We start from the raw sequence: 21,851 nt of genomic DNA on the forward strand, positions 1-21,851 counted from the left end.
ATCGGAGACAGACATGAAACGCCTGAAATCCCTTGCCCTCGCGGCCGTCCTGCTTGCCGCCGGCGTTGCCGGCGCCGCCGATGTGGAGATCGACACGGCCGCCGGCCGCAAGACCGTGGCAACGCCCGTCACCACCGTCGCCGTCTTCGACATCGCGGCCATCGACGCGCTGGACAAGCTCGGCGTGAAGCCGGCGGGCCTGCCGTCCAATCTCTATCTGAGGGAGCTGTCGCACCTGAAGGACGGCGCGAGCGCGGTCGGCGACATCTTCGAGCCGGACCTGGAGGCGCTGAGCGCGCTTGCCCCCGATCTCATCATCCTCGGCGGCCGTTCCTCCACCAAGGTGGAGGCCGCGGCCAAGGTGGCCCCGGCCATCGACATGACGATGGACGGCGACGACCTCGTCGACCAGGCGCGTGCGCGCATCGCCACCTACGGCCGCCTGTTCGGCAAGGAGGCCGAAGCCGAGGCCGCCCGCGAGGACCTGGACAACGCCATCGAAACGGCCCGCGCCGCGGTTGCCGGCAAGGGCAAGGCGCTGATCGTCATGACCAACGGGCCGAAGGTCACCGCCTACGGCCCCGGCTCGCGCTTCGGCTGGCTGCACCGCTCGCTCGACCTCCCGCCGGCGATCACCGAGGTGGAGGCGGCGACGCATGGCGAGGCGGTGTCGTTCGAGTTCATCCGCGAGGCGAACCCGGACTGGCTGATCGTGCTCGATCGCGCCGCCGCGATCGGCTCCAGCGAGCAGAATGCCAGGATCACGCTCGACAACGAGCTGGTCGCCGAGACGGTGGCGTGGAAGAAGGACCAGGTCGTCTACCTGCCGTCCGGCGACTTCTACATCGCCGCCGGCGGCGCGCAGGCGATGATCCGCGTCTATTCCGCCATCGCCGAGGCCTTTAGCGCGGCGAGATAACCGTCAGTTCAGGCGCTGCTCCGTCTCCGCGTCGAAGACGTGGAAGGCGGCGGGCGCAACGGCAAGGGCGATCTCGTCGCCAGCCGCGACGCGGGCGGTCGCCGGCAGGGCGGCCACGAGGCGCTGGTTGCCCATCGCCGCCGTGACGACCAGCTCCGGCCCGGTCAGCTCCGCGACCTCGCAGCGCGCCGTGAGCGGCACGCCCGCGCCCGACCGTTCCATCGCCTCCGGCCGGATGCCGAGGACGAGCCGGCGGCCCGGCGCGATACTTTCCAGGTCCGGCACGGGCACGGTGATATCCGTGCGGTCGATCCGCAAGCCGCCCTCGCCCGCCGTCGCGGCCAGAAGGTTCATTGGCGGTGCGCCGACGAAGGTTGCGACATAGAGCGTCGCCGGCCGGTTGTAGATGTTCTCCGGCGTGTCGAGCTGTTCGATCCGGCCGCCGCGCATGACGGCGATGCGGGTGGCGAGCGTCATCGCCTCGATCTGGTCATGCGTGACATAGACGACGGTCGTCCTCGTCATCTGGTGCAGGCGCTTCAGCTCGGTGCGCATCTCCATGCGCAGCTTCGCATCGAGGTTGGACAGCGGCTCGTCGAACAGGAAGATCTTCGGGTTGCGCACCAGCGCCCGGCCGATCGCCACGCGCTGGCGCTGGCCGCCGGAAAGCTGGCCGGGCTTGCGCTCCAGCAGGTTTTCGATCTGCAGGAGCTTCGCCGTCTCGCGCACGGCCCGGTCGCGTTCCGCCCTGTCCACCTTGCGCATTTCGAGGCCGAAACCGATGTTCCGGTGCACGGTGAGATTGGGATAGAGCGCATAGGACTGGAACACCATGGCGATGTCCCTGTCCTTTGGATGCACGCCGACAATGGAGCGGTCGTCGATGCGGATATCGCCGCTCGTCGGCTCGGCAAGGCCGGCGATGATGTTGAGCAGCGTGGACTTGCCGCAGCCGGAGGCGCCGAGCAGCACGAGGAACTCCCCGCTTTCGAGCGCGATGTCGATGCCCTTCAGCGTCTCGACGGCGCCGTAGCTCTTGCGGATGGCGTCAATGGTCAGCGTGCTCATGCCGGAACGTCCTGCGCGGTCGGTGCGTAGCTTCGGGGATGGGTGGAAATGGCGCGCGAGGCCACCGCCGTGCCGGCGGCAAGGCTCGCCTGCAGCGCCTCCCCGGCCGCATGCGCGGCGAGGAAGGCGGCGTTGAAGACGTCGCCCGCGCCGATCGTATCGACGACCCGCACGGAAGGCGCCGCAGCGCGGACAACCCGGTCGTCGGCATCCACGGCGATCGCACCCTTCGGGCCGCACTTGACGACGACGATGCCCCCGTCCGGCATGCCGTGCCGCAGGATGCGCCCGGCCGCGGCGGGATCGGCAACGCCGGCAAGGCTGGTCGTCTCCACCTCGTTGAACAGCGCGATCCGGCAGCGCGACAGCCAGCCTTTCGCCGCCCGCCTGTTGGCCTCCGTCCAGCCCTCCAGCGGCCAGCCGGTATCGAGGGCGACGGCAATGGCGTGGCGATCCGCCCAGTCGAAGAACCGGTCGTAATCCTCCACCAGCTTCTCCGTCAGGAAGGAGCCGCAGAGCAGCACGATGCCGCCGGCAAGCCGCGGCCCGTCGAGCACCGCGAAGACATCCTCCAGGCTGAACAGCGGCAGGTGCCCGCGCGTCGTGAAGAAGGTGCGCTCGCCGTCCGGATGGGTGATGCCGACGGAAAGCGTCGTGCTGTCGCCGTGCACCGGCCAGGTGCTTGCGCGCGCACCGAAACTTTCCGCCAGCCAGCGGCCGAACTGGTCGCGGCCGATGCTGGCGGCGATCTCGAAGGGCGTGCCGAGCGCCATCCAGGCGAGCGCGGCATTGCCCGCCGAACCGCCGACGCGCAGCTCGTCATGCTCGACGATGCTTTCCGTGCCCGGCTGCGGCCAGGGCGCGGCCGGCCCCATGATCAGGTCGACATTGACGTTTCCGACGACGGCAAGCGGCTTCACTCATTCACTCCGGGTAATCTTCGTCGAGCGCACCGGCGTGCCGGCATCGGCGACGCGCGCGGCGGCGAAGGCGATCATCAGCCGCTGCGCCGTCGGCAGCATGGCGAAGACGGCGGCAAGCCCGGTCAGCGGCGGAAAGGCGATCGTCGCCGCGCCCTCGACCGGCGGGCGGCCGGACGCGTCGAACATGACGAGCTTCGCACCCGCCTCGACCACGGAAGTCGCCATCGCCGTCACGAGATCCGTCGTCGCGTCGTCGCTGCGAAAGAGAACCACGCCCACATCGGGCGAGAGCATTTCCATCGGCCCATGGCGCAGCTGGCCGCCTTCCAGCGAGAAGCACGGCAGGCGCGACAGTTCCGTGAAGCCGAGCGCGATGGCCTCGGCGAGCCCCTGCAGCCGCCGCCCGGACGTCACGACGGAGCGCACGCCGGACAGTTCGGCCAGCGCCGCGTCGATGGCCGGTTCCCGCGGGTTCTCCAGGGCATGGACCGCCTGCGCGATATCTTCGCCGAGGGTGGCGAGGATCGCCAGATGCAGCGAGAAGCTCACTGTCAGGCTGCGTGTCGCGGCGAAGGCCTGCTCCGTGCCGCCATGGCCGACGAGGCAGGGCGCGGTGCGGGCGAGGAAGGAGCCGCCTTCGAGCGTGAAGCCGAAGGTTTCGTCATTGCCGCCGGTCTCCTCGAACCAGCGCAGCACCTCCGCGCTTTCCCCGGACTGCGAGGTGACGAAGACCGTGCGCCCGTCGATGGCGAGCGGCGCGCCAAGCTGCTCGGAAAGCGGCAGGGCGATCGCCTCGATGCCGAGGCGGCGGTAGAGCGGCTCGACGGCGCGGCCGACGGCCTGCGAGCCGCCCATGCCGAGAAGCAGCAGCCGGCCGGTGCGTTTCAGGCTGGCGGCGGCCCTTTCGGCCATCGCGCCGTTGTTGCGGAAGGAGGCGAGCGCATCGGCATGCTGGCGCGCCATTTCCCGATCGATCGCCTTGAGGCCTTCCGGCCGGGATGCAGTCGTGTTCATCGTCATCCTTTCACACCGCCGCTGGTAAGGCCCGAGATCAGGGCCCGTTGCATGATGAGGCCGACCAGGACCGGCGGCAGCGCGGCCAGGACTCCGGCCGTCGCGATCAGCCCGTAGTCGGAAACCCGGCCGCCCGCGAGGTCGGCTATTGCGACCGTCAGCGTGCGGGCGCGCTGGTCCGAGGTGAAGAGCAGCGCATAGAAGAACTCGTCCCAGCCGAGCAGGAAGGCGAAAAGCGCCGCGGTGGCGACGATCGGCATGGCGAGCGGCAGGGTGATGATGCGCAACGTCGCAAGAAGGCTCGCCCCGTCCATCATCGCCGCCTGCTCGATCTCGCGCGGAATGCCGTCGAAGCCGGACTTCATCAGCCAGGTGGTGAAGGGCGCGAGGATGGTGAGGTAGACGAGCGCCAGGCCGAAGACCGAATTGAGCAGCCCGAAGGTGGCGAGCGCCATGTAGAGCGGCACGGCAAGCGCGACCGGCGGCAGCATGTAGGTGGCGATGACCAGCGAGAGCGACCAGCCGACCGAGGGCGTGCGCGAGACCGCCCAGCCGGCCGGCACGGCAAGCACGACGGCGGCGACCGTCGCCATGCCCGCCACGAGGATGCTGTTGACAAGAGAGGCGACGAAATTGGCGCCCGCGCTGTTCGGGATGGTCGACAGCAGCGTGGCATAACGCGAGAAATCGACCGTGCCCGGCCACCAGCGCAGCGGGCGCGCCACGAGATCGGCCGCCGGCGAGATGCTCATCACGAAGAGCCAGAATATCGGCGCGACGATGACGGCGGCGAGCAGTAGCGCGGCGGCGTGGATGAGGATCGAGGCGAGAAGGCTGCGGCGTTCCATCAGGCGGCGCTCCCCGCCGTGCGCCGCACGAGCATGCCATAGCCGACCGCCAGCACCGTCACGATGAGGGTGACGACGAGGGCGAGCGAGGCGCCGGAGCCGGCGCGCTGGAAGGAGAAGGCCTCCTGGTAGACGAGGATCGACAGGGTGCGCGTCGAATTGGCCGGGCCGCCGCGCGTCATCACCCAGATGATGTCGAACACCTTGAAGGCCTCGATGGTGCGCAGCACCAGCGCCACCATCAGCGGGCCGGCAAGATAGGGCAGGATGACGAAACGGAAGCGCGCGAAGGGGCCGGCACCGTCAACGAGAGAGGCGGAGGTGATGTCGCGCGGCACGGCCTGGAGGGCGGCGAGCGCGATGAGGGCGACGAGCGGAAAATTCTTCCAGCAGTCGGCGACGATCAGCGCCGTCATGGCGGTGCCGGGCTCGCCGAGCCAGGAGCGATAGCCGTCGATGAGGCCGACCTGCGTCAGCGCCGCGTTCAGCGCGCCGTATTCCGGATTGTAGATGAGCCGCCAGAGCGTCGCGTTGACCACCGTCGGCAGCGCCCAGGGCAGAATCAGCAGCGCGCGCAGCACGGTGCGGCCATAGAACCGCTGGTTCAGCAGCAGGGCGGCCAGAACGCCGATCACCATCTCCGCCGTCACGGAGACCACGGCAAACCAGGTCGTGGCGTAGAGCGCCCGCTGAAAATTGCTGTTCGACAGCATTTTCAGATAGTTGTCGAAGCCGACGAAAGCGCCGCCGGAACCGATCAGCTTGGCGTCCGTAAAGGAAAGCCGCACGGTATCGACCATCGGCCAGCCGATCACGGCGAGCATGACCGCCAGCAGCGGCAGCATGAGAAGCCATGCCCGGGTCGTCATCCAGGTGCTGGACATAGCGTCCTCTTCGTCGATTTCAGGAAGGGCGAGTGTGCGGGCGGCCGGCGTCGCCCGCAAGGCCGAACCTCAAAGGCCGCTGTTGTCCGCCGCCGACTTCAGCGCGTCTTCCGGCGATGCCTGGTCGAGCAGGGCTTCCTGAATGGCCTGCTGGAGAGCGGTGGAGAGCTCCTGGTATTTCGGCGTGGTCGGCCGCGGATACATGGCGGCAAGGCCGAGCTTGGCGGCGGCGATCAGCTCTTCCTGGCCGGCGGTGACGGCGGCATCCTCGTAGGACGACGCCCAGATCGGCAGGCTGAGCTTGGCATAGGCGTTCTGCGTCTCCTGCGAGGTCATGTGCACGATATACTTCCAGGCCTCGTCCGGGCTCTTGCTGGTCGTGGTGATGCCGAGGCCCATCGAGCCGTTGACAGCCGAGACCTCGCTCTTGCCCTCAACGCCCGGCGCGGGCACGACGCCGACCTTGCCGGCGACCTTGCTGTCTTCCCCGCCATTGGCCATGTTGTACATGTAGGTCCAGTTGAGCGCGAAGGCTGCCTCGCCGTTCTGGAAGACGTTGCGCACGTCCTCTTCGAGGAACTCCTTGGAGTTCGGATTGGTGAGGCCGGACTTGTAGCTGTCGACCATGTATGTCAGCGCATCGAGACCGCCGCCCTCGGCAAAGGCCGGCTTGCCGTCCTTCAGGAATTCGCCGCCATAGGCGCTGACGAGCGTGGTGTAGTCGCAGATCGCCGCCTCGGCCTGCGACCAGCTCCAGGCGATCGGGGTGGCGAGCAGGCCCTTGTCCTTGATGATCCTGGCCTGCTCGTTCAGTTCGGCCCAGGTCTTCGGCGGCGCCGAAATGCCGGCCTTCTCGAGGATTTCCTTGTTGTAGAACAGGTATTTGGTGTCGAGGATCCACGGCATGCCGTAGGACTTGCCGTCATAGTCGACGGTCGTCCAGGCGCCCGGCAGCACGCCCTTCTTCATCTCGTCGGTGATGCGGGACGAGACGTCGACCAGCACGTTGTTCGTCGCATATTCGGCGGGCCAGATCACGTCGAAGAGCACGACGTCATAGCCGCTGCCGGAGCCCTGGGCGAGCACGGTCTTGTCGTGCAGGCCCTCGTAGGGAACGAATTCCAGGTTCACCTTGATGTCCGGGTTCGCCTTGGTGAAGGCGTCCGTCATGGCGCGCACGTCCGCCTCGCTATAGGCGGCCTGCGCCATGAAGAGCGCGTTGAGCGTCGTCTCCGCGAAGGCATGCGGGGCGGAAACGCCGGCAGCCAGCGCCGCGCCGAGCAAGGTCTTCTTCATCGATTTCAACATGATTGCGTCCTCCTGTTTGGTTCATGCATCCGAAGGCGCCCTGCAGGCACCCCGGTCGTTGCGGGTTCATCGCCGGATCATGGCGGGAGACCCGCCGCCGTTCCCCGGAGCTCTCCGGCTCCTTATTAAGTCAAACTTCTTGACTTAAATGTTCTGTATTATTCAAATGGTGTCAAGAGGGGATGTCGATGAACGAACTGCGGACGATCCGCGCCAAGAGCGGGACCAACCAGGAAGGCACCAGCGCCCATAACCGGCGCGTCATCATCGAGGCCATCCGGCTGAACGGACCGCTGTCGCGCGCCGATCTCGCCCGCGCCACGCGGCTGACCAAGCAGACCATTTCCAACCTTGTCGAAAACCTCGAGGCGGACGGTCTCGTCGCATCGGAAGAGGTGGTGCGCGGCGGGCGGGGCCAGCCCTCGACCCCCTACCGGCTCGTGCCGGAGGGCGCCTTCGCGCTCGGCGTGCAGATCGACCGGCACCTGACGCGTCTCGTCGCCGTCGACCTGATGGGACAGGAGGTCGCCCGGACGGTGGCCAACCTTCCGCCGGGCGGGCCGGTGGAGGGCTGCAAGCTGATCCTTCGCCTCATCGAGGCCATGCGCGCCGACCTCACGCGGCGCATTCCCGAATCGGCGCACCGGCTGGCCGGGCTGGGCCTTGCGATGCCCGGGCCTTTCGGCCTCGCGCCCTCCGACGACGAGACCTGGATGATGGCCGAGTGGCAGGCCTTTCCGCTCGTCGAAACGCTGGCCGCCGGCACGGGGCTGGCCACCAGCCTGCAGAACGACGCGACAGCCTGCGCGGCGGCGGAGCGCATGAACGGTTCGGCCGACGGCCTCGACCACGCCGTGTGCATCTATTTCGGCTACGGCATCGGCGCCGGCCTCATCCTCGGCGGGGAGCTTTATACCGGCAGCAACCGCAATGCCGGGGAGATCGGCATGGTGCTGTTCTCGCGCGGCGGAACCTGGTCGCCGCTGGAGCACCGGTCGTCGCTCGCCTCGCTGTTCCAGCATCTCGGCCTCGATTCGGCGACTACGGAAGCCTATGCCGAGGTCGAGCGGCGAACGCTTGCGGACGATCCGCGCATCCTCGCCTGGCTGGCGGATGCGGCGGCCGACATGCGCCAGGCCGTGCACATGGTCGAGACCATCTTCGACCCGCAGACCGTCATCCTCTCCGGCAGCGCGCCGGAACCGCTGGCCAAGCGGCTGTTCGACGCGATGTTCCCGCTCATCCCCTCCAATGCCGACCGGCCCGGCCGCACACTGCCGCGCCTGCAGCTCGGCATGATCGGTCCCTGGGCCGTCGCGCTGGGCGCGGCGGCCGAGCCGATCCGCCGCGCCTTCGACCCGCGCTTTTCCGCGATCCTGAAAACGGCCTCCTGAAGCCTGCCTGTTTCGCAGGCATTTTCCGGCCGCGCCGCGGCCAAAACGGCTGCATCTGCAGTTTATTTGCACGAGCGTACCGGAATCGCCGAATCAGACCTTCCCTGCGCTCCGGCAAAACCCTACTGGGGTATCACTCGCGCAACCCGCGAGCTTCCCCGCGTCATTGGGAGCCAACCGTGGCGCTCGCTGCCCCGCTTCGTGCGGGGCCTCTTTTTTTTCAGCTACCGAAAAATCCGCCCGCTCAGGGGTGATGCAGCACGCTCATCCCGCCATCCACCGTCAGGCAGGTGGCGTTCATGAAGGGGCATTCGTCCGAGATCATGAAGAGCGCGGCCTTGGCGATCTCCTCCGGCGAGGCGATGCGCCCGCCGGGATGCAGCGCCATCGTCTCCGCCTCGGCGGCGACCGGGTCGGGAAAGCTGTTCCAGTATTCCACGGCCTTCTGCGTGCGCACATAGCCGGGCGCCAGCGCGTTCACGCGCACGCCCCGCCCCGCATATTCGAGGCCGAGCGCCTTGGTCATGCCGAGCAGCGCATGTTTGGCGACGGGATAGGGAAAGGTGTGCGGGATGATGGTGAAGGCATGGGTCGAGGCGATGTTGAGGATCACCCCGCCGCCCTCTTCGATCATGCCAGGCAGCACGGCCTTGCTGCAGTTCCACGCACCCTTGAGGTTAATGTCGAAGCAGCGCTGCCAGTCGGCGTCCGAAAGCGTCAGCGGCTCGAAGAAGACGTTGACGCCGGCATTGTTGACGAGCGCGTTCGGCCGGCCGATCTCGACCGCCGCTGCGGCCACCGCCCGCGCGATGGCGTCGGCATCGGTGATATCGGCCGCGGCATGGCCGACCCGGCCGCCGCCGGCACGAAGCCGCCCGGCTTCGGCGGCGAGCAGGCCGCCGTCCCGGTCGATGAGGAAGAGGCTCGCCCCTTCGGCAAGGAAGCACTCGGCCATGGCAAGGCCGATGCCCTGCGCCGCGCCGGTGACGACGATCCGTTTTCCATCAAGGCGTCCGCCCATCTCCGCTCTCCTCACCACTCTGCCACGCTGCCGTCTTCATGGCGCCAGACGGGGTTGCGCCAGCGGTGGCCCTCCTTCGCCCGCTCGATGACGTATTGCTCGTCCACCTCCACCCCGAGGCCCGGCCCCTGCGGGATCGACACGAAGCCGTCGGCATAGTGGAACACCGCCTTGTTGGAGATGTAGTCGAGGATGTCGTTGCCCGTGTTGTAGTGGATGCCGAGGCTCTGCTCCTGGATGAAGGCATTGTGCGACACCGCATCCACCTGCAGGCAGGCCGCAAGCGCGATCGGGCCCAGCGGGCAATGCGGCGCCAGCGCCACGTCATAGGCCTCCGCCATCGCCGCGATCTTGCGGCATTCCGTGATGCCGCCCGCATGCGAAAGGTCCGGCTGGAGAATGTCGACATAACCGTCCGACAGCACCGACTTGAAGTCCCAGCGCGAATAGAGCCGCTCGCCGAGCGCGATCGGCGTCGCGCAATGGTTGGCGATCTCCTTCAGCGCCTCGCGGTTCTCCGACAGTACCGGCTCCTCGATGAACATCAGGTTGTAGGGCTGGAGCTCCTTCGCCAGCACCTTGGCCATCGGCCGGTGCACGCGGCCGTGGAAGTCGACGCCGATGCCGACATGCGGGCCGATCGCCTCGCGGATGACGGCGACGGTCTCCACCGCCTTCTCCACCTTGTCCCAGCTGTCGACGATCTGCATCTCCTCGCAGCCGTTGAGCTTGATCGCCTTGAAGCCGCGGGAAACGACTTCGCGGGCATTGTTGGCAACGTCCGAGGGCCGGTCGCCGCCGATCCAGGAATAGACCTTGATCCTGTCGCGCACCTGGCCGCCGAGCAGGGCATGGACGGGCTGGCCATAGGCCTTGCCCTTGATGTCCCAGAGCGCCTGGTCGATGCCGGCGAGCGCCGACATGTGCACGGCGCCGCCGCGATAGAAGCCGGCGCGATACATAACCTGCCAATGATCCTCGATCAAAAGCGGATCCTTGCCGACGAGATAGTCCGCAAGCTCGTGCACGGCCGCCTCCACCGTCAGCGCGCGGCCCTCCACCACCGGCTCGCCCCAGCCAACGATGCCCTCGTCCGTCTCAACCTTCAGGAACAGCCAGCGCGGCGGAACAATATAGGTCGTGAGCTTCGTGATCTTCATGGGACACTCGTCTGGGAACAGGAAAGGGAATGAGGTCAGGCGCCGGCCGGCGCCGGGTGGTTCTTGACGGCGATGGCAAGGTCGCGCGCGGCAAGATCGAGCATGCGGTGCGAACATTCGCGCGCCGCCGCCTTGTCGCGCATGCGCAGCGCGTCCACGAGGCGCTTGTGGATTTCCAGCGCCTCGTCCCGGGCATCCGCGGCTTCGGCGGAGGCATGCAGCGAGAATTCGAGCGCCGCCTGGATGATGCTGGCGAGCTGCATGAAGACCTGGTTGTGGCTGGCCTTCAGCAGGGCGGCATGGAAGGCGAAGTCCGCCTGCGAGAATGCATCGAGATCGCTCTCCGCGTCGCGCATGCGCTCCCAGGCCCGCTCGATTTCCGCCACGTCCTGCACGGTCGCGCGCTCGGCGGCGAATTCGGCGGCAAAGGGCTCGATGGCGCGGCGCGCATCGAGCACGCAGGTGAGAAGATCGAACTCGAAGATGCGCGGGCCGATCCATTCCAGCACCTGCTGGTCGAGGATGTTCCACTCCTCCTTGGGGCAGACAAGCGTGCCCACCCGGGAGCGCCCGCGCACCAGACCCTTGGATTCGAGAATCTTCAGCGATTCGCGGATGACGGTGCGGCTGACGCCGTAGCGCAGGCACAGCTCGTTTTCCGTCGGCAGGAAACCGCCGATGGGGAAGACGTCGGCGCAGATATCCGAGGCGATCGCCCGCGTGACGTTCTTCTGTACCCGGGGGCGCCGCACGCCGCCCTCGCCATCGACCACGCCCGCGCGCCCGTCCTGTTCCTGCACGATCATTCTCCACCCATTCCGTCCGCGATGCATAGCCCGTTTCGCGCCCGATGGCGACGGCCCGCTTCGCATCGTCCCGACGCTACTATCATACACTGATATTTCATTCATCATACAAAGACAATTGACGGATATGATGAAAGACACTACACCAAACCACACTGCAGGCGCAGTTAACTTGGGAGAGAGACATGGGCTTTATCAAAGCAGCCATCCTGGCTGGCACCGTCGCCGTATTCGCCGCAACCTCCGCCTTCGCCGCCGACGTGAAGATCGGCTTCATCGTGAAGCAGCCGGAAGAGCCGTGGTTCCAGGACGAATGGAAGTTCGCCGACGTCGCCGCCAAGGAGAAGGGCTTCACCCTCGTCAAGATCGGCGCCGAGGACGGCGAGAAGGTCCAGTCGGCCATCGACAATCTCGGCGCGCAGGGCGCCCAGGGCTTCATCATCTGCACACCCGACGTGAAGCTCGGCCCGGGCATCGTCGCCAAGGCGGCCGCCAACGACCTCAAGCTGATGACCGTCGACGACCGCCTGGTCAACGCCGATGGCAGCCCGATCGAAGACGTGCCGCATATGGGCATCTCGGCCACAAAGATCGGCGAGGCCGTCGGCGAGACCATCGTCGCGGAAATCAAGAAGCGTGGATGGGACATGAAGGACGTCGGCGCGATCCGCGTGTCCTACGACCAGCTGCCGACCGCCGTCGACCGCGTCGAAGGTGCGCTCTCCGTGCTGAAGGCCGCCGGCTTCCCGGAAGCCAACATCTTCGACGCCCCACAGGCCAAGACCGACACGGAAGCGGCGCTCAACGCCTCCACCGTCGTGCTCAACAAGAATGCCGGCATCAAGCACTGGGTCGCCGTCGGCCTCAATGACGAAGCCGTGCTCGGCGCGGTGCGCGCCACCGAAAGCGTCGGCATTGCCGCCGACAGCATGATCGGCGTCGGCATCGGCGGTGCGGATTCGGCGATCAACGAGTTCAAGAAGCCCGCGGCAACCGGCTTCTTCGGCACCGTGATCATCTCGCCGAAGCGCCATGGCTACGAGACCGCGCTCAACATGTTCGAGTGGGTCGCCAACGGCAAGGAACCGGAAAAGCTCATCCTGACGGCCGGCCAGGTCGCCCTGCGCGACAATTACGAGCAGGTACGCAAGGACCTCGGCATCGAATAATCATCCTCCCAGGATGACGTCAGCCCGGCGGCGCAGTTGAAGGCTTTGGGCCGCCGGGCCTTCTTTCGGGGTGGAGAGATGCAGGACTTTCTTCAATTCAACGCGATATCCAAGGGATATCCCGGCGTGCAGGCGCTGGCCGACGTTTCCTTCTGCGTGAAGAAGGGCGCCGTGCACGGCCTGATGGGTGAAAACGGCGCCGGCAAGTCGACCCTCATCCGCGTGCTCTCGGGCGACCAGTCCGCCGACACCGGCGAGATCCTGATCGACGGCAAGGCGCAGCACTATCGCTCGGTGCGCGACGCCTTCGAGGCGGGCGTCATCGTCATCCACCAGGAACTGCAGCTCGTGCCCGAGCTGACGGTCGCCGAGAACCTTTGGCTCGGCCGCTTCCCCGGCAAGGCCGGCATCATCGACCGCACGCGTCTCGTCGGCGTGGTGAAGCAAAAGCTTGACGATATCGGCATCGACATCGATCCGGCCGCCAAGGTCGCCTCGCTGTCGATCGGCGAGCGCCAGATGGTCGAGATCGCCAAGGCCGTGATGGCCGATGCGCGCGTCATCGCCCTCGACGAGCCGACCTCCTCGCTCTCCTCGCGCGAAAGCGAGATCCTTTTCGCGCTGATCGATCGCCTGCGCGCCGAAGGCAAGATCATCCTCTACGTCTCGCACCGCCTCGACGAGATTTTTCGCCTGTGCGACAGCCTCACCGTATTGCGCGACGGCAAGCTAGCCGCCCACCATCCTGATATATCCAAGGTGACGCGCGACCAGATCATTTCCGAAATGGTCGGTCGCGAGATCGCCAATATCTGGGGTTTCCGCCCCCGCGAGCGCGGCGCCGTGCGGCTGGAGGTGAAGGACCTCGCCGGCCGCAAGCTGCGCACACCGATCAGCTTTTCCGTGCGCCGGGGCGAGATCCTCGGCTTCTTCGGCCTCATCGGCGCCGGCCGCAGCGAGATGGCACGCCTCGTCTACGGCGCGGACAGCCGCTCGCAGGGCACGGTGAGCGTCGACGGCAAGGCCGTCGCCCCGGACAGCCCGCCGCAATCGATCCGCTCCGGCATCGTGCTCTGCCCGGAGGACCGCAAGTTCGACGGCATCGTGCAGGGCCGCAACATCGAGGAGAACATGGCGATCTCCTCGCGCCGGCATTTCTCCCCCTTCGGCATCCTCCAGCCGAAGAAGGAGGCCGAGCTTGCCGACCGCTTCATCGCCAGGCTGCGCGTGCGCACGCCCTCCCGCAAGCAGGAGATCGTCAACCTTTCCGGCGGCAACCAGCAGAAGGTCATTCTCGGCCGCTGGCTGTCCGAGCAGGGCGTCAAGGTCCTCATCATCGACGAGCCGACGCGCGGCATCGATGTCGGCGCCAAGTCGGAAATCTACGAGATCCTCTATGAACTCGCCGGACAGGGCATGGCGATCGTCGTCATCTCCAGCGAACTGCCCGAGGTGATGGGCATCACCGACCGCATCATGGTCATGTGCGAGGGCCGCGTCGCCGCGGATATCGAGCGGGCCGATTTCGACGAGCGCCGCATCCTCGCCGCCGCCCTTCCCGACGTTCCCAACCAGCAGGTCAAGTCCCGATGACGTCCTTGAAAAAACTCCTCCTCGGCGAACAGGGTCTGGTCGTCATCTTCGCCGTCGCCTTCGCCATCGTGGCCCTGACGGTGCCCAACTTCCTGACCGAGCGCAACATGCTCGGCCTCCTGCAGTCGGTCGTCACCATCGGCATCGTCGCCTGCACGATGATGTTCTGCCTCGCCTCGCGTGACTTCGACCTGTCGGTCGGCTCCACCGTCGCCTTTTCCGGCATGGTCGCCGTCATGGCGTCCAACGCCTCGGGCTCTATCCTCGTCGGCCTCATCGCGGCGCTGATCTGCGGCGGCGGCGTCGGCCTCGTCAACGGCGTGGTGATCGCCCGCTTCCGCATCAACGCGCTGATCACGACGCTCGCCACCATGCAGATCGTGCGCGGCTTCGCGCTGATCGCCTCGGACGGCCGCGCCGTCGGCATCAACGACTCGGGCTTCTACCAGCTCGCCTTGTCGAAATTCCTCGGCATCCCGACGCCGATCTGGGTCATGGCCGTCTTCTTCATCATCTTCGGCTTCGTGCTGAACCGCACCGTCTTCGGCAAGAACACGCTGGCGATCGGCGGCAATCCGGAAGCCTCGCGCCTTGCCGGCGTCAACGTCTCCAACATGCGCATCTGGATCTTCGCGCTGCAAGGCCTCGTCTGCGCCGTCGCCGGCGTGCTGCTGGCCTCGCGCATCACCTCCGGCCAGCCGAATGCCGCGACGGGCCTCGAGCTTTCGGTCATCTCGGCCTGCGTGCTCGGCGGCGTGTCGCTGGCCGGCGGGCGGGCGGCGATGACGGGCGTCATCGTCGGGGTGCTGATCATGGGCATCGCGGAGAACGTCATGAACCTCCTCAACATCCAGGCCTTCTACCAGTATGTTGTGCGCGGCCTGATCCTGCTGCTCGCCGTGCTGCTCGACAACCTGCGCTCGGCCGCCGCCGGCCGGCGCGCCTAGTCCGGGCAGGCCGCGAGCCGCCCGGGCGATTCGCGCGCCGGAGGGCGGCTTTGCGAACTGCAAACAGGCAAAACATCCGATCGAATGTTCGGCCGGACCGGCTTTGCCTGCCGACACGCCACATGGCCGTGCGAAAGACCCTGTTTTGGGCAGAGGAGATATTGACTTTGCCCGGCTTGTCGCTTTCCATGCAGACTTGCTAATTTCGGGTGGACACGGCCATGACTAGGTTCGTAGTAGCAAAGTGGACTTCCCTCGCGGCTCTCCTGTCGGCGGCTGTGTTACTGAGTGGCTGCGAGACGAGTTCAGGCAAGCCCACGGTCTGTACTGTCAAGGGCAAGCAAGTGCCCTGCAAGGTCGCCAAGAAGACGCAGGTCGATACGTCGAGCGCCACGCGCGGGGCCAGGAACAGGAACTATTGATCCTATCCCTGGATGCGGGACAGATCCGGTCTTCGGCCCGGTCCTCCGCTGCCGGAAGTCGCTATGCCGAGGCGGTCCTGCGGGTCGCCGGGGACATCCATGCCTCTCCCCTGCTTGAACTGGAGCGGGAAGACGGACGCGACGTCATCCTTCCGACGAGCCGCAAGCTGTTCGATCGCGTCGCGACGCTGGCCGTTGCCGATTGCCTGGTCGGCGGCAGTGCCTTTCGCCGGCGGGCGATCCGCGAGCTTCTGAACGCCGCCGCCTTTGCCGATTGGAACCCCTCGCATTTCCTCGACACCGCCGAGATGACGACCGGCATGGCGCTCGGCCTTTGCTGGACCCGCCCGCTGCTCGCCCGCACGGAGCACGACACGATCGCCGCGGCGATCGTCGAAAAGGGGCTTTCCCCCGGCCTTGCCGCCGCCGCGGCCGGCGTGCCCTGGATGACGGCCTGCAACAACTGGAACATCGTCTGCTGCACCGGCATGATCGCCGGCGCCGCCGCGATGGCCGGCACCGGCCATCCTCTCGCGCGCGACGCCCTGGCCTGTTTTGTACCCGCACTGCGGCACGGGCTTTCCGCCTTCGGCGTCGATGGCGGCTATGACGAGGGCCCGGACTACTGGGAATATGCCGTCCGCTACGCGGTGCTCGCCCACGCCCTTCTCGATGATATCGGGCCTGGGTCGGAGGTGCCCGCCGCGCTCGCGCGCACCTGGCGATACGGCCGCGACCTCACCGGCCCGAGCGGCCGCGTGTTCAATTTCGGCGATGCGACGGAACGGCCGCGCCGCGCGCCCGTGCTCGGCTGGCTCGCCGGCCGCGCGGGCGAGGCGGCGGCCATGGCCTGGCAGCACGCCGCGCCCGGCGACCCGCACCCTTTCGACCTCCTGTGGTGCGCGCCGGAGACGGAGCCGCCGCCGCCCGACGATGCACCGTCCGCCTATGAGCCGGCAGGCCTTGCCGTGCTGCGCGCGGGCACGACCTGGCTGGTGCTGAAGGGCGGGTGCAACGACGTCAACCACGCCCATCTCGACCTCGGCACCTTCGTGCTGGAAATGGCCGGCCGGCGTTTCGTCAGCGAGCTCGGCCGGGAAAACTACGCCCTCCCCGGCTATTTCGAGCCCGGGCGGCGGTTCGGCTACTTCCGCACGCAGGCCGCGGCCCACAGCACCCTGCTGATCGATGGCGCGCCGCAATCGACCGCAGCCTTTGCGAGGCTCCTCGGCACGGGACGGGAAGGCGACCGCCGTTTTGCCGCCTACGCGGTCAGCGATGACGGATGGCCGGTCGGCTGGCGCCGGGGCGCCGTTCTCGAGGGCACCGACACGGTCTTCATCGTCGACGAGCTGGGAGAGGAGGGCGCCGCCACCCCGGCGAGCACCTGGCAGCTCTACACCGAAGCCGCGGCGGCGCTCGACGGCCCCGGCGCCCTCCTCACCCTCGACGGCGCGGCGGTGACGGCGGAGATCCTGGCGCCGGACGGCCTCGCCTGGTTGTTCGAGCCCACCCCTTCCCCCGACGGCGAAAGCAGCAATGCCGCCTTCGGCCGGCTGTTCTTCTGCGTGCCCGCGGCCGCCGGAACGCAATTCGTCATCGTCCGGTTCGCCGCCGGCCGGCCTTCGCGATGGCGCCCCGCCGCCATTGCCGACTGGCCGCTCGACGCCTGATCCCTCGCCTCCCGCATTTTCCGCCCGCCCCTTCGTTGACAGTCCCCGATCCCGGCAATAGCCTTGATCCAAAGGCGCTTTCAGGCCCGCCCGGGGGATCGAGAGGGGAGGCGAAATGGGGATTTTCGGCTGGTTGCCGCAACGCGGCCCTAAGCCCGCCGCACCGGACGATGCGCCGGAGCAAACCCTCGCCATCTACGCCTCGCAACCCGCGCTTACCACGATCATCGTCACGCTCATCGGCATCGAGGCAGAGCAGATCGACGAGATCATCGACGTGACCGCCCGCCGCTTCGGCAAGAAGCACAGGATCGTCTATCTCACCGACAGCCTCGACTTCATGCGGTTCCGCGACAGGAACGCCATCTTCGAATACCTGCCCTCCGCCCTCGAGCAGAAGCTGCATGCCGCCGAGATCTCCTGGAACGCCTATCTCGCCAGGCGCTGGCGCCTCCTCGTGTCGAAATGGCAGCCGGTGCATGTCATCGGCTACGGCCAGAACATCGACGTCTTCCTTGCCGCAGCGCCCCCGATGACGGCGCGGACCGATCGATGAGCACGGCTCTCGACGTCCTCTTCGTCGCGGATGTGCGCTTCGAGGGAGGAACCTCGACGGCGCTCGCCGTGGAAATCCGCACGGCGGCGCGGGCGGGCCTGCGCACCGGGCTGCTCGCCATCAAGGGGCCGCTGCTCGGCCTGCCCTTCCCCATGCATCCGGACCTGCGGCGCCTGATCGACGAGGGGCTGACCGAGCGCATCGACCCCGACATGCGCCTTCATGCCCGCCTCGTGCTGATCCACCATCCGACGATCATCGAGAACCGCCCGACGCGCCCGCTGTCGATCACCGCCGACAGGCTGCTGGTCGTGCTGCACCACCCGATGTATGACGGATACGGCCGCCGGCAATACGATCTCGACCGCGTCGTCGCCCATGCCTGCGACGCCTTCGGCAGCGACGTGTTCCTGGCGCCGGTCAGCACCGTCGTGCGCGACAGCCTTCCACGCCGCCTGCCGCCCTATGCGCACATGCTGGAAGAGGACTGGGGCAATCTCATCGACCTCGACGACTGGGCGGCCAAACCGGCCCGCCAGCCCGCCTATCCCGTCGTCATCGGGCGGCATTCACGCCCCGACCCGCTGAAATGGCCGACCGCCGAGGAGGTGCTGCTCGCCTATCCGGCAGACGGCGCGCGGTTTCGCGTGCGCGCGCTCGGCGCCGATGCCTTCCTTGCGGAAAAATACGGCACGATCCCGCCCAACTGGGAGTTGGTGCCCTTCACCTGGGACGATGTCCCGGCCTTCCTCGGCACGCTCGATTTCTACGTCTATTTCCACGATCCGGCCTGGTCGGAGGCCTTCGGGCGGACGATCCTCGAAGCGCTCGCGACCGGCCTCGTCGTCATCCTGCCCCCACATTTCGCGCTGCTGTTCGGCAAGGCCGCGGTCTATGGCGAGCCGGCCGATGTCGAGCGCCTCATCGACGGCTTCGTGAGCGACCCGGAACGCTACCGGTCACAAAGCGAACAGGCCCGCCGCTTCGTCGAGAACAACCACGACGCGGCGATCTACGCCGATCGCCTCGCCCGCATCATGGCGGCACCGGACGAGGCGGTAGCGCCGCAGGGCCGGCTTTTCCCCGCCCTGCCGCAACGCAACGTGCTCTTCGCCTCCAGCAACGGCATCGGCGTCGGGCACCTCGCCCAGCAGCTCGCCATCGCGCAGCGGCTGCCGCCAGGCCTGACGCCGGTCTTCGCCACCATGTCCTATTCCATGAAGGCCGCCGTGCAGCAGGGCTACCAGGCGCATTTCCTGCCGCACCACCGCATCCTCGACGCCGACCCCGAGGACTGGAACACCTGCCTTGCCGAGGAGCTGTTCGAGCTCATCGCCCATCTGCGCCCCGCGGTCTTCGCCTATGATGCGACGGCGGTCTTCGAGGGTGTCACCCGGGCGCTCGGCGCGTTTCCCGATATCTTCAAGATCTGGGTGCGCCGGCCGCTCTGGCGGGAATGCCACCGGGTGTTCCTCGACTTCTCCGACCGCTTCGATGCGGTGATCGAACCCGGCGAATTGGCGGAGACCTTCGACCATGGCCCGACGGCGGCCTGCCGCAAGGAAACCTTCCTCGTGCCGCCCGTCCTGCATCTCGATCCGGCCGAGCGCATGGTGCGCGAAAGCGCGCGCGCCGCCCTCGACCTGCCCGAGGGCATGACCGTCGTCGCCTTCCAGCTCGGCTCGGGCGCCAATTTCGACATGCGGGAGGTGCGCGGCGCGCTGCTTGCCGAAGTGCTGCGCCGCCCCGACACGATCGCGCTCGAAATCCGCTCGCCGATCACGCCCGAGGCCGCCGGCCTCGAAAGGCTGGGCGAGCGGCACCGGGTCGTCGAGCTCTTCCCGAGCTTCCGCTTCAGCAACGCCTTCGACGCGGCGATCACGGCGGCGGGCTACAATACGTTCCACGAACAGGTGCTCGGCGCGATCCCGACGCTGTTCGTGCCCAACGAGGCCGACGAGATGGACCTGCAGGCGAGCCGCGCCCGCTGGGCGGAACTCACCGGCCGCGGCTGGCTGATGCGCCGCGACTACGACCTCGGCTTCGTCGCGGCCCATGTGGAGCGCCTGCTGGACCCCGTCGAGCGGGAGAGCGTCGTGCGCCGCTGCCGGTCGATCGCCTGGACCAATGGGGCGCGGGACATTGCCCGCTATGTCGAGGACCATGCCCGCATCGTCCGGACCGACTGGGACATCACCAAACTCGGCAGCCTGTGAGGACGACGGTGGCCCGGCCAACCTGCAACATCTGCGGCAGTTCGGTCTTCGGGGATACCTATGGCGAGAAGGACAGCGCCTTCCTGCGCCAGAACGTGCGCTGCGAGGGGTGCGGCTCGCTGGAGCGTCACCGGCTGATCTTCGAGGTGCTGCGCCTGCGGGGCCTCCTGTCGGGAAACCGCCGCATCCTGCACCTCGCCCCCGAGGAGTGCCTCGCCACCCTTTTCCGAAGCCGCTTCGGCAGCCGCTATCTCGGCGCCGACATCGACCCGGGCCAGTTCCCCTTCGCCGTCGCCCGCCTCGATCTCTGCCGCGATCTTCCGACCCTCGCGCCGGCCTCCTTCGACATCGTCCTGCACAACCATGTGCTCGAACATGTCGCCTGCGACTACCGCGCCGTCGCCGCCGGCCTCCACCGGCTGGTGAAGCCCGGCGGCCTGCACATCTTCAGCATCCCCTTCCTCGAAGGCGGCTTCCGCGAGGCGCTGGACGGACACACCGGCGCCGAGCGTGCGGCGCGCTTCGGCCAGTCGGATCACATGCGCATCTTCTCGCCGGAGGATCTTGCCGCCACGCTCGGCTCGGCCCTGCCGCTGCCGGCGGACTATGACGCGACCCGCCTCGTTCCGGCAGAGCGGCTCCTGGCCATCAACGTGCCGGAAGCGGCCTGGCGCGGCTTCAACAACAATGCCGTCTTCCTCATCGAAAGGCAGGGGGACGGGCAGGTCCTGGAGGCCCCGACCCCGGCAGCGCAACCCGCAAGCCCCGCCCCCCGTCCCCCTCGCCCCGACGGCGTCCTGTTCGTCTCGGCAAACGGCATCGGCCAGGGCCATCTCACGCGCCAGCTCGCTGTCGCGCGCCGGCTGAAGCACCGCCCGTCCGCCTTCCTGACCATGAGCTACAGTGCCGCAATCGTGCGCGATCTCGGCTTTCCCGTGCATTTCGTGCCGCACCACGGCCTGACGGGCGAGGAACCCGCCGCCTGGAACGACCGTCTCGCCGCGGAAATCGGCCTGCTGCTCGAAGCCTATCACGCGACCACCCTCGTCTACGACGTCAACTTCGTCTTCGACGGGGTGATCAAGGCCCTTGGCGAGCATAGCGGCGTGCAGGCCGTCTGGATCCGGCGCGGCATGTGGCCGGCCCACCATGCCGGCTATATCGGCGCCGGGGCACATTTCCCCATCGTCATCGAGCCGGGCGACTATGCCGGCGAATGCGACGGCGGGCCGACCGTGGCCGACCGGGCGAAGACCCGGCTGGTGCCGCCGATGCTGCTGATCGACCCGTCCGAGCGCACGGAACGGGCGGCGGCCCGCCAGGCGCTCGGCCTGCCGCAGGAGGCGACCGTCATCCTCCTCGACCTCTCCCGCTCCGCCAATCCCGACCTCATGCGCCTTCACGCCCGCCTGCTGGACGACCTCCTCGCCCGGCCGGACCTGCATGTGGTGGAGCTGCAGTCGCCGCTGACCGGAAGCGCCGCCCCTCGCCATCCCGCCCGGCACCACCGGGTCACGCTCCATCCGGCCTATGCCGCAAGCCTCGCCTGGGACGCGGCGATCGTGCGCGCGAGCTACAACACTTTCCACGAGACCATCGCCGGCGGCATCCCGACCCTTTTCGTGCCGGACGAAAGCCCGGACATGGACCGGCAGGTCGACCGGGCGCGCTGGGCACAGGCGCGCGGCGCCGCCCTCTTGCACCGGGTCGAAGACGGTGAGACGCAGCGTGCCGCCGCCCTCGACCGTTTGCTCCGCCCCGACATCCGCGCGGGCCTTACCGCCGCATGTGCCGCCATCGCCGGCGCCGATGGCGGCTGGCGGAACGGCGCGGAAACGCTGGCGCGCATGCTGGAAGGCAGTTTTGACGAAGGCGGCGCAGAATAACACCGGGCTATATCCCGTCTTGTCCAGGATCGGGCCGCGGGACT

At 67.7% G+C, this 21,851-nt stretch carries 18 protein-coding genes; 9 read left to right on the forward strand and 9 right to left on the reverse strand.

Translation table 11 applies throughout. The features are described from left to right. The first annotated feature begins 13 nt into the window (after positions 1–13). Complete coding sequence (locus AABQ55_RS26380) at positions 14–919, forward strand: siderophore ABC transporter substrate-binding protein (RefSeq protein ID WP_272807895.1); 906 nt, start codon at positions 14–16, stop codon at positions 917–919. Positions 920–922: 3 nt separating this feature from the next. Here the strand turns inward: AABQ55_RS26380 and AABQ55_RS26385 are convergent, their stop codons facing one another. The 6 genes from AABQ55_RS26385 to AABQ55_RS26410 all read right to left on the reverse strand — a co-directional run bounded on the left by AABQ55_RS26385 (position 923) and on the right by AABQ55_RS26410 (position 6,964). Further along, entirely contained in the window at positions 923–1,987 is a 1,065-nt protein-coding gene (locus AABQ55_RS26385; RefSeq protein ID WP_272807894.1) for an ABC transporter ATP-binding protein, read from the reverse strand. Continuing rightward, a complete protein-coding gene (locus AABQ55_RS26390; RefSeq protein ID WP_272807893.1) occupies positions 1,984–2,907 on the reverse strand; it encodes a PfkB family carbohydrate kinase in 924 nt (307 codons plus the stop codon). Before AABQ55_RS26390 ends, AABQ55_RS26385 begins: the two co-directional genes overlap by 4 nt. Then, entirely contained in the window at positions 2,908–3,924 is a 1,017-nt protein-coding gene (locus tag AABQ55_RS26395) for an SIS domain-containing protein (protein WP_272807892.1), read from the reverse strand. 2 nt (positions 3,925–3,926) lie between these two features. After that, positions 3,927–4,772: a carbohydrate ABC transporter permease gene (locus AABQ55_RS26400; protein WP_272807891.1), complete on the reverse strand. Its 846-nt coding sequence runs from the start codon at positions 4,770–4,772 to the stop codon at positions 3,927–3,929. After that, positions 4,772–5,656, reverse strand: a complete 885-nt coding sequence (locus tag AABQ55_RS26405) for a carbohydrate ABC transporter permease (RefSeq protein WP_272807890.1) — start codon at positions 5,654–5,656, stop codon at positions 4,772–4,774. The genes AABQ55_RS26400 and AABQ55_RS26405 overlap by 1 nt, the downstream gene beginning before the upstream one ends. Before the next feature lie 69 nt (positions 5,657–5,725). Next, entirely contained in the window at positions 5,726–6,964 is a 1,239-nt protein-coding gene (locus AABQ55_RS26410; RefSeq protein WP_272807889.1) for an extracellular solute-binding protein, read from the reverse strand. 188 nt (positions 6,965–7,152) lie between these two features. Here AABQ55_RS26410 and AABQ55_RS26415 point away from each other — a divergent pair, with 188 nt between their 5' ends. Then, positions 7,153–8,358, forward strand: a complete 1,206-nt coding sequence (locus tag AABQ55_RS26415) for an ROK family transcriptional regulator (RefSeq protein WP_272807888.1) — start codon at positions 7,153–7,155, stop codon at positions 8,356–8,358. 244 nt (positions 8,359–8,602) lie between these two features. On the opposite strand, the gene AABQ55_RS26420 is transcribed toward AABQ55_RS26415, so the two are convergent. The 3 genes from AABQ55_RS26420 to AABQ55_RS26430 are packed head-to-tail and all read right to left on the reverse strand — an operon-like array spanning position 8,603 to position 11,345. After that, the gene (locus AABQ55_RS26420; RefSeq protein ID WP_272807887.1) at positions 8,603–9,379 is read right to left on the reverse strand and encodes an SDR family oxidoreductase; all 777 of its coding nucleotides are present in this window, start codon (positions 9,377–9,379) and stop codon (positions 8,603–8,605) included. Positions 9,380–9,390: 11 nt separating this feature from the next. Continuing rightward, positions 9,391–10,539, reverse strand: coding sequence for a galactonate dehydratase (dgoD, locus tag AABQ55_RS26425; protein WP_244768269.1), 1,149 nt, complete (start codon positions 10,537–10,539; stop codon positions 9,391–9,393). A gap of 35 nt (positions 10,540–10,574) precedes the next feature. Then, positions 10,575–11,345, reverse strand: coding sequence for a FadR/GntR family transcriptional regulator (locus AABQ55_RS26430; RefSeq protein ID WP_443021175.1), 771 nt, complete (start codon positions 11,343–11,345; stop codon positions 10,575–10,577). Between the two features lie 185 nt (positions 11,346–11,530). Here AABQ55_RS26430 and AABQ55_RS26435 point away from each other — a divergent pair, with 185 nt between their 5' ends. The 7 genes from AABQ55_RS26435 to AABQ55_RS26465 all read left to right on the forward strand — a co-directional run bounded on the left by AABQ55_RS26435 (position 11,531) and on the right by AABQ55_RS26465 (position 21,807). Continuing rightward, the gene (locus AABQ55_RS26435) at positions 11,531–12,514 is read left to right on the forward strand and encodes an arabinose ABC transporter substrate-binding protein (protein WP_244766541.1); all 984 of its coding nucleotides are present in this window, start codon (positions 11,531–11,533) and stop codon (positions 12,512–12,514) included. Positions 12,515–12,592: 78 nt separating this feature from the next. Beyond that, a complete protein-coding gene (gene araG, locus AABQ55_RS26440; RefSeq protein WP_244766540.1) occupies positions 12,593–14,107 on the forward strand; it encodes an L-arabinose ABC transporter ATP-binding protein AraG in 1,515 nt (504 codons plus the stop codon). Further along, a complete protein-coding gene (gene araH, locus AABQ55_RS26445; protein ID WP_272807885.1) occupies positions 14,104–15,054 on the forward strand; it encodes an L-arabinose ABC transporter permease AraH in 951 nt (316 codons plus the stop codon). The genes araG and araH overlap by 4 nt, the downstream gene beginning before the upstream one ends. Positions 15,055–15,472: 418 nt before the next feature. Then, positions 15,473–17,149 (forward strand): heparinase II/III domain-containing protein, encoded by a 1,677-nt coding sequence (locus AABQ55_RS26450; RefSeq protein ID WP_272807884.1) that lies wholly within the window; start codon positions 15,473–15,475, stop codon positions 17,147–17,149. A gap of 115 nt (positions 17,150–17,264) precedes the next feature. Then, complete coding sequence (locus AABQ55_RS26455; RefSeq protein ID WP_272807883.1) at positions 17,265–17,705, forward strand: hypothetical protein; 441 nt, start codon at positions 17,265–17,267, stop codon at positions 17,703–17,705. Next, positions 17,702–19,921, forward strand: a complete 2,220-nt coding sequence (locus tag AABQ55_RS26460; RefSeq protein WP_272807882.1) for a glycosyltransferase family protein — start codon at positions 17,702–17,704, stop codon at positions 19,919–19,921. The genes AABQ55_RS26455 and AABQ55_RS26460 overlap by 4 nt, the downstream gene beginning before the upstream one ends. An 8-nt stretch (positions 19,922–19,929) precedes the next feature. Then, the gene (locus AABQ55_RS26465; RefSeq protein ID WP_272807881.1) at positions 19,930–21,807 is read left to right on the forward strand and encodes a methyltransferase domain-containing protein; all 1,878 of its coding nucleotides are present in this window, start codon (positions 19,930–19,932) and stop codon (positions 21,805–21,807) included. Positions 21,808–21,851: the final 44 nt, after the last annotated feature.

Origin of the sequence: Shinella sp. WSD5-1, assembly GCF_963942435.1 — a bacterium.
In the GTDB taxonomy this organism is placed as follows: Bacteria; Pseudomonadota; Alphaproteobacteria; order Rhizobiales; family Rhizobiaceae; genus Shinella; species Shinella yambaruensis.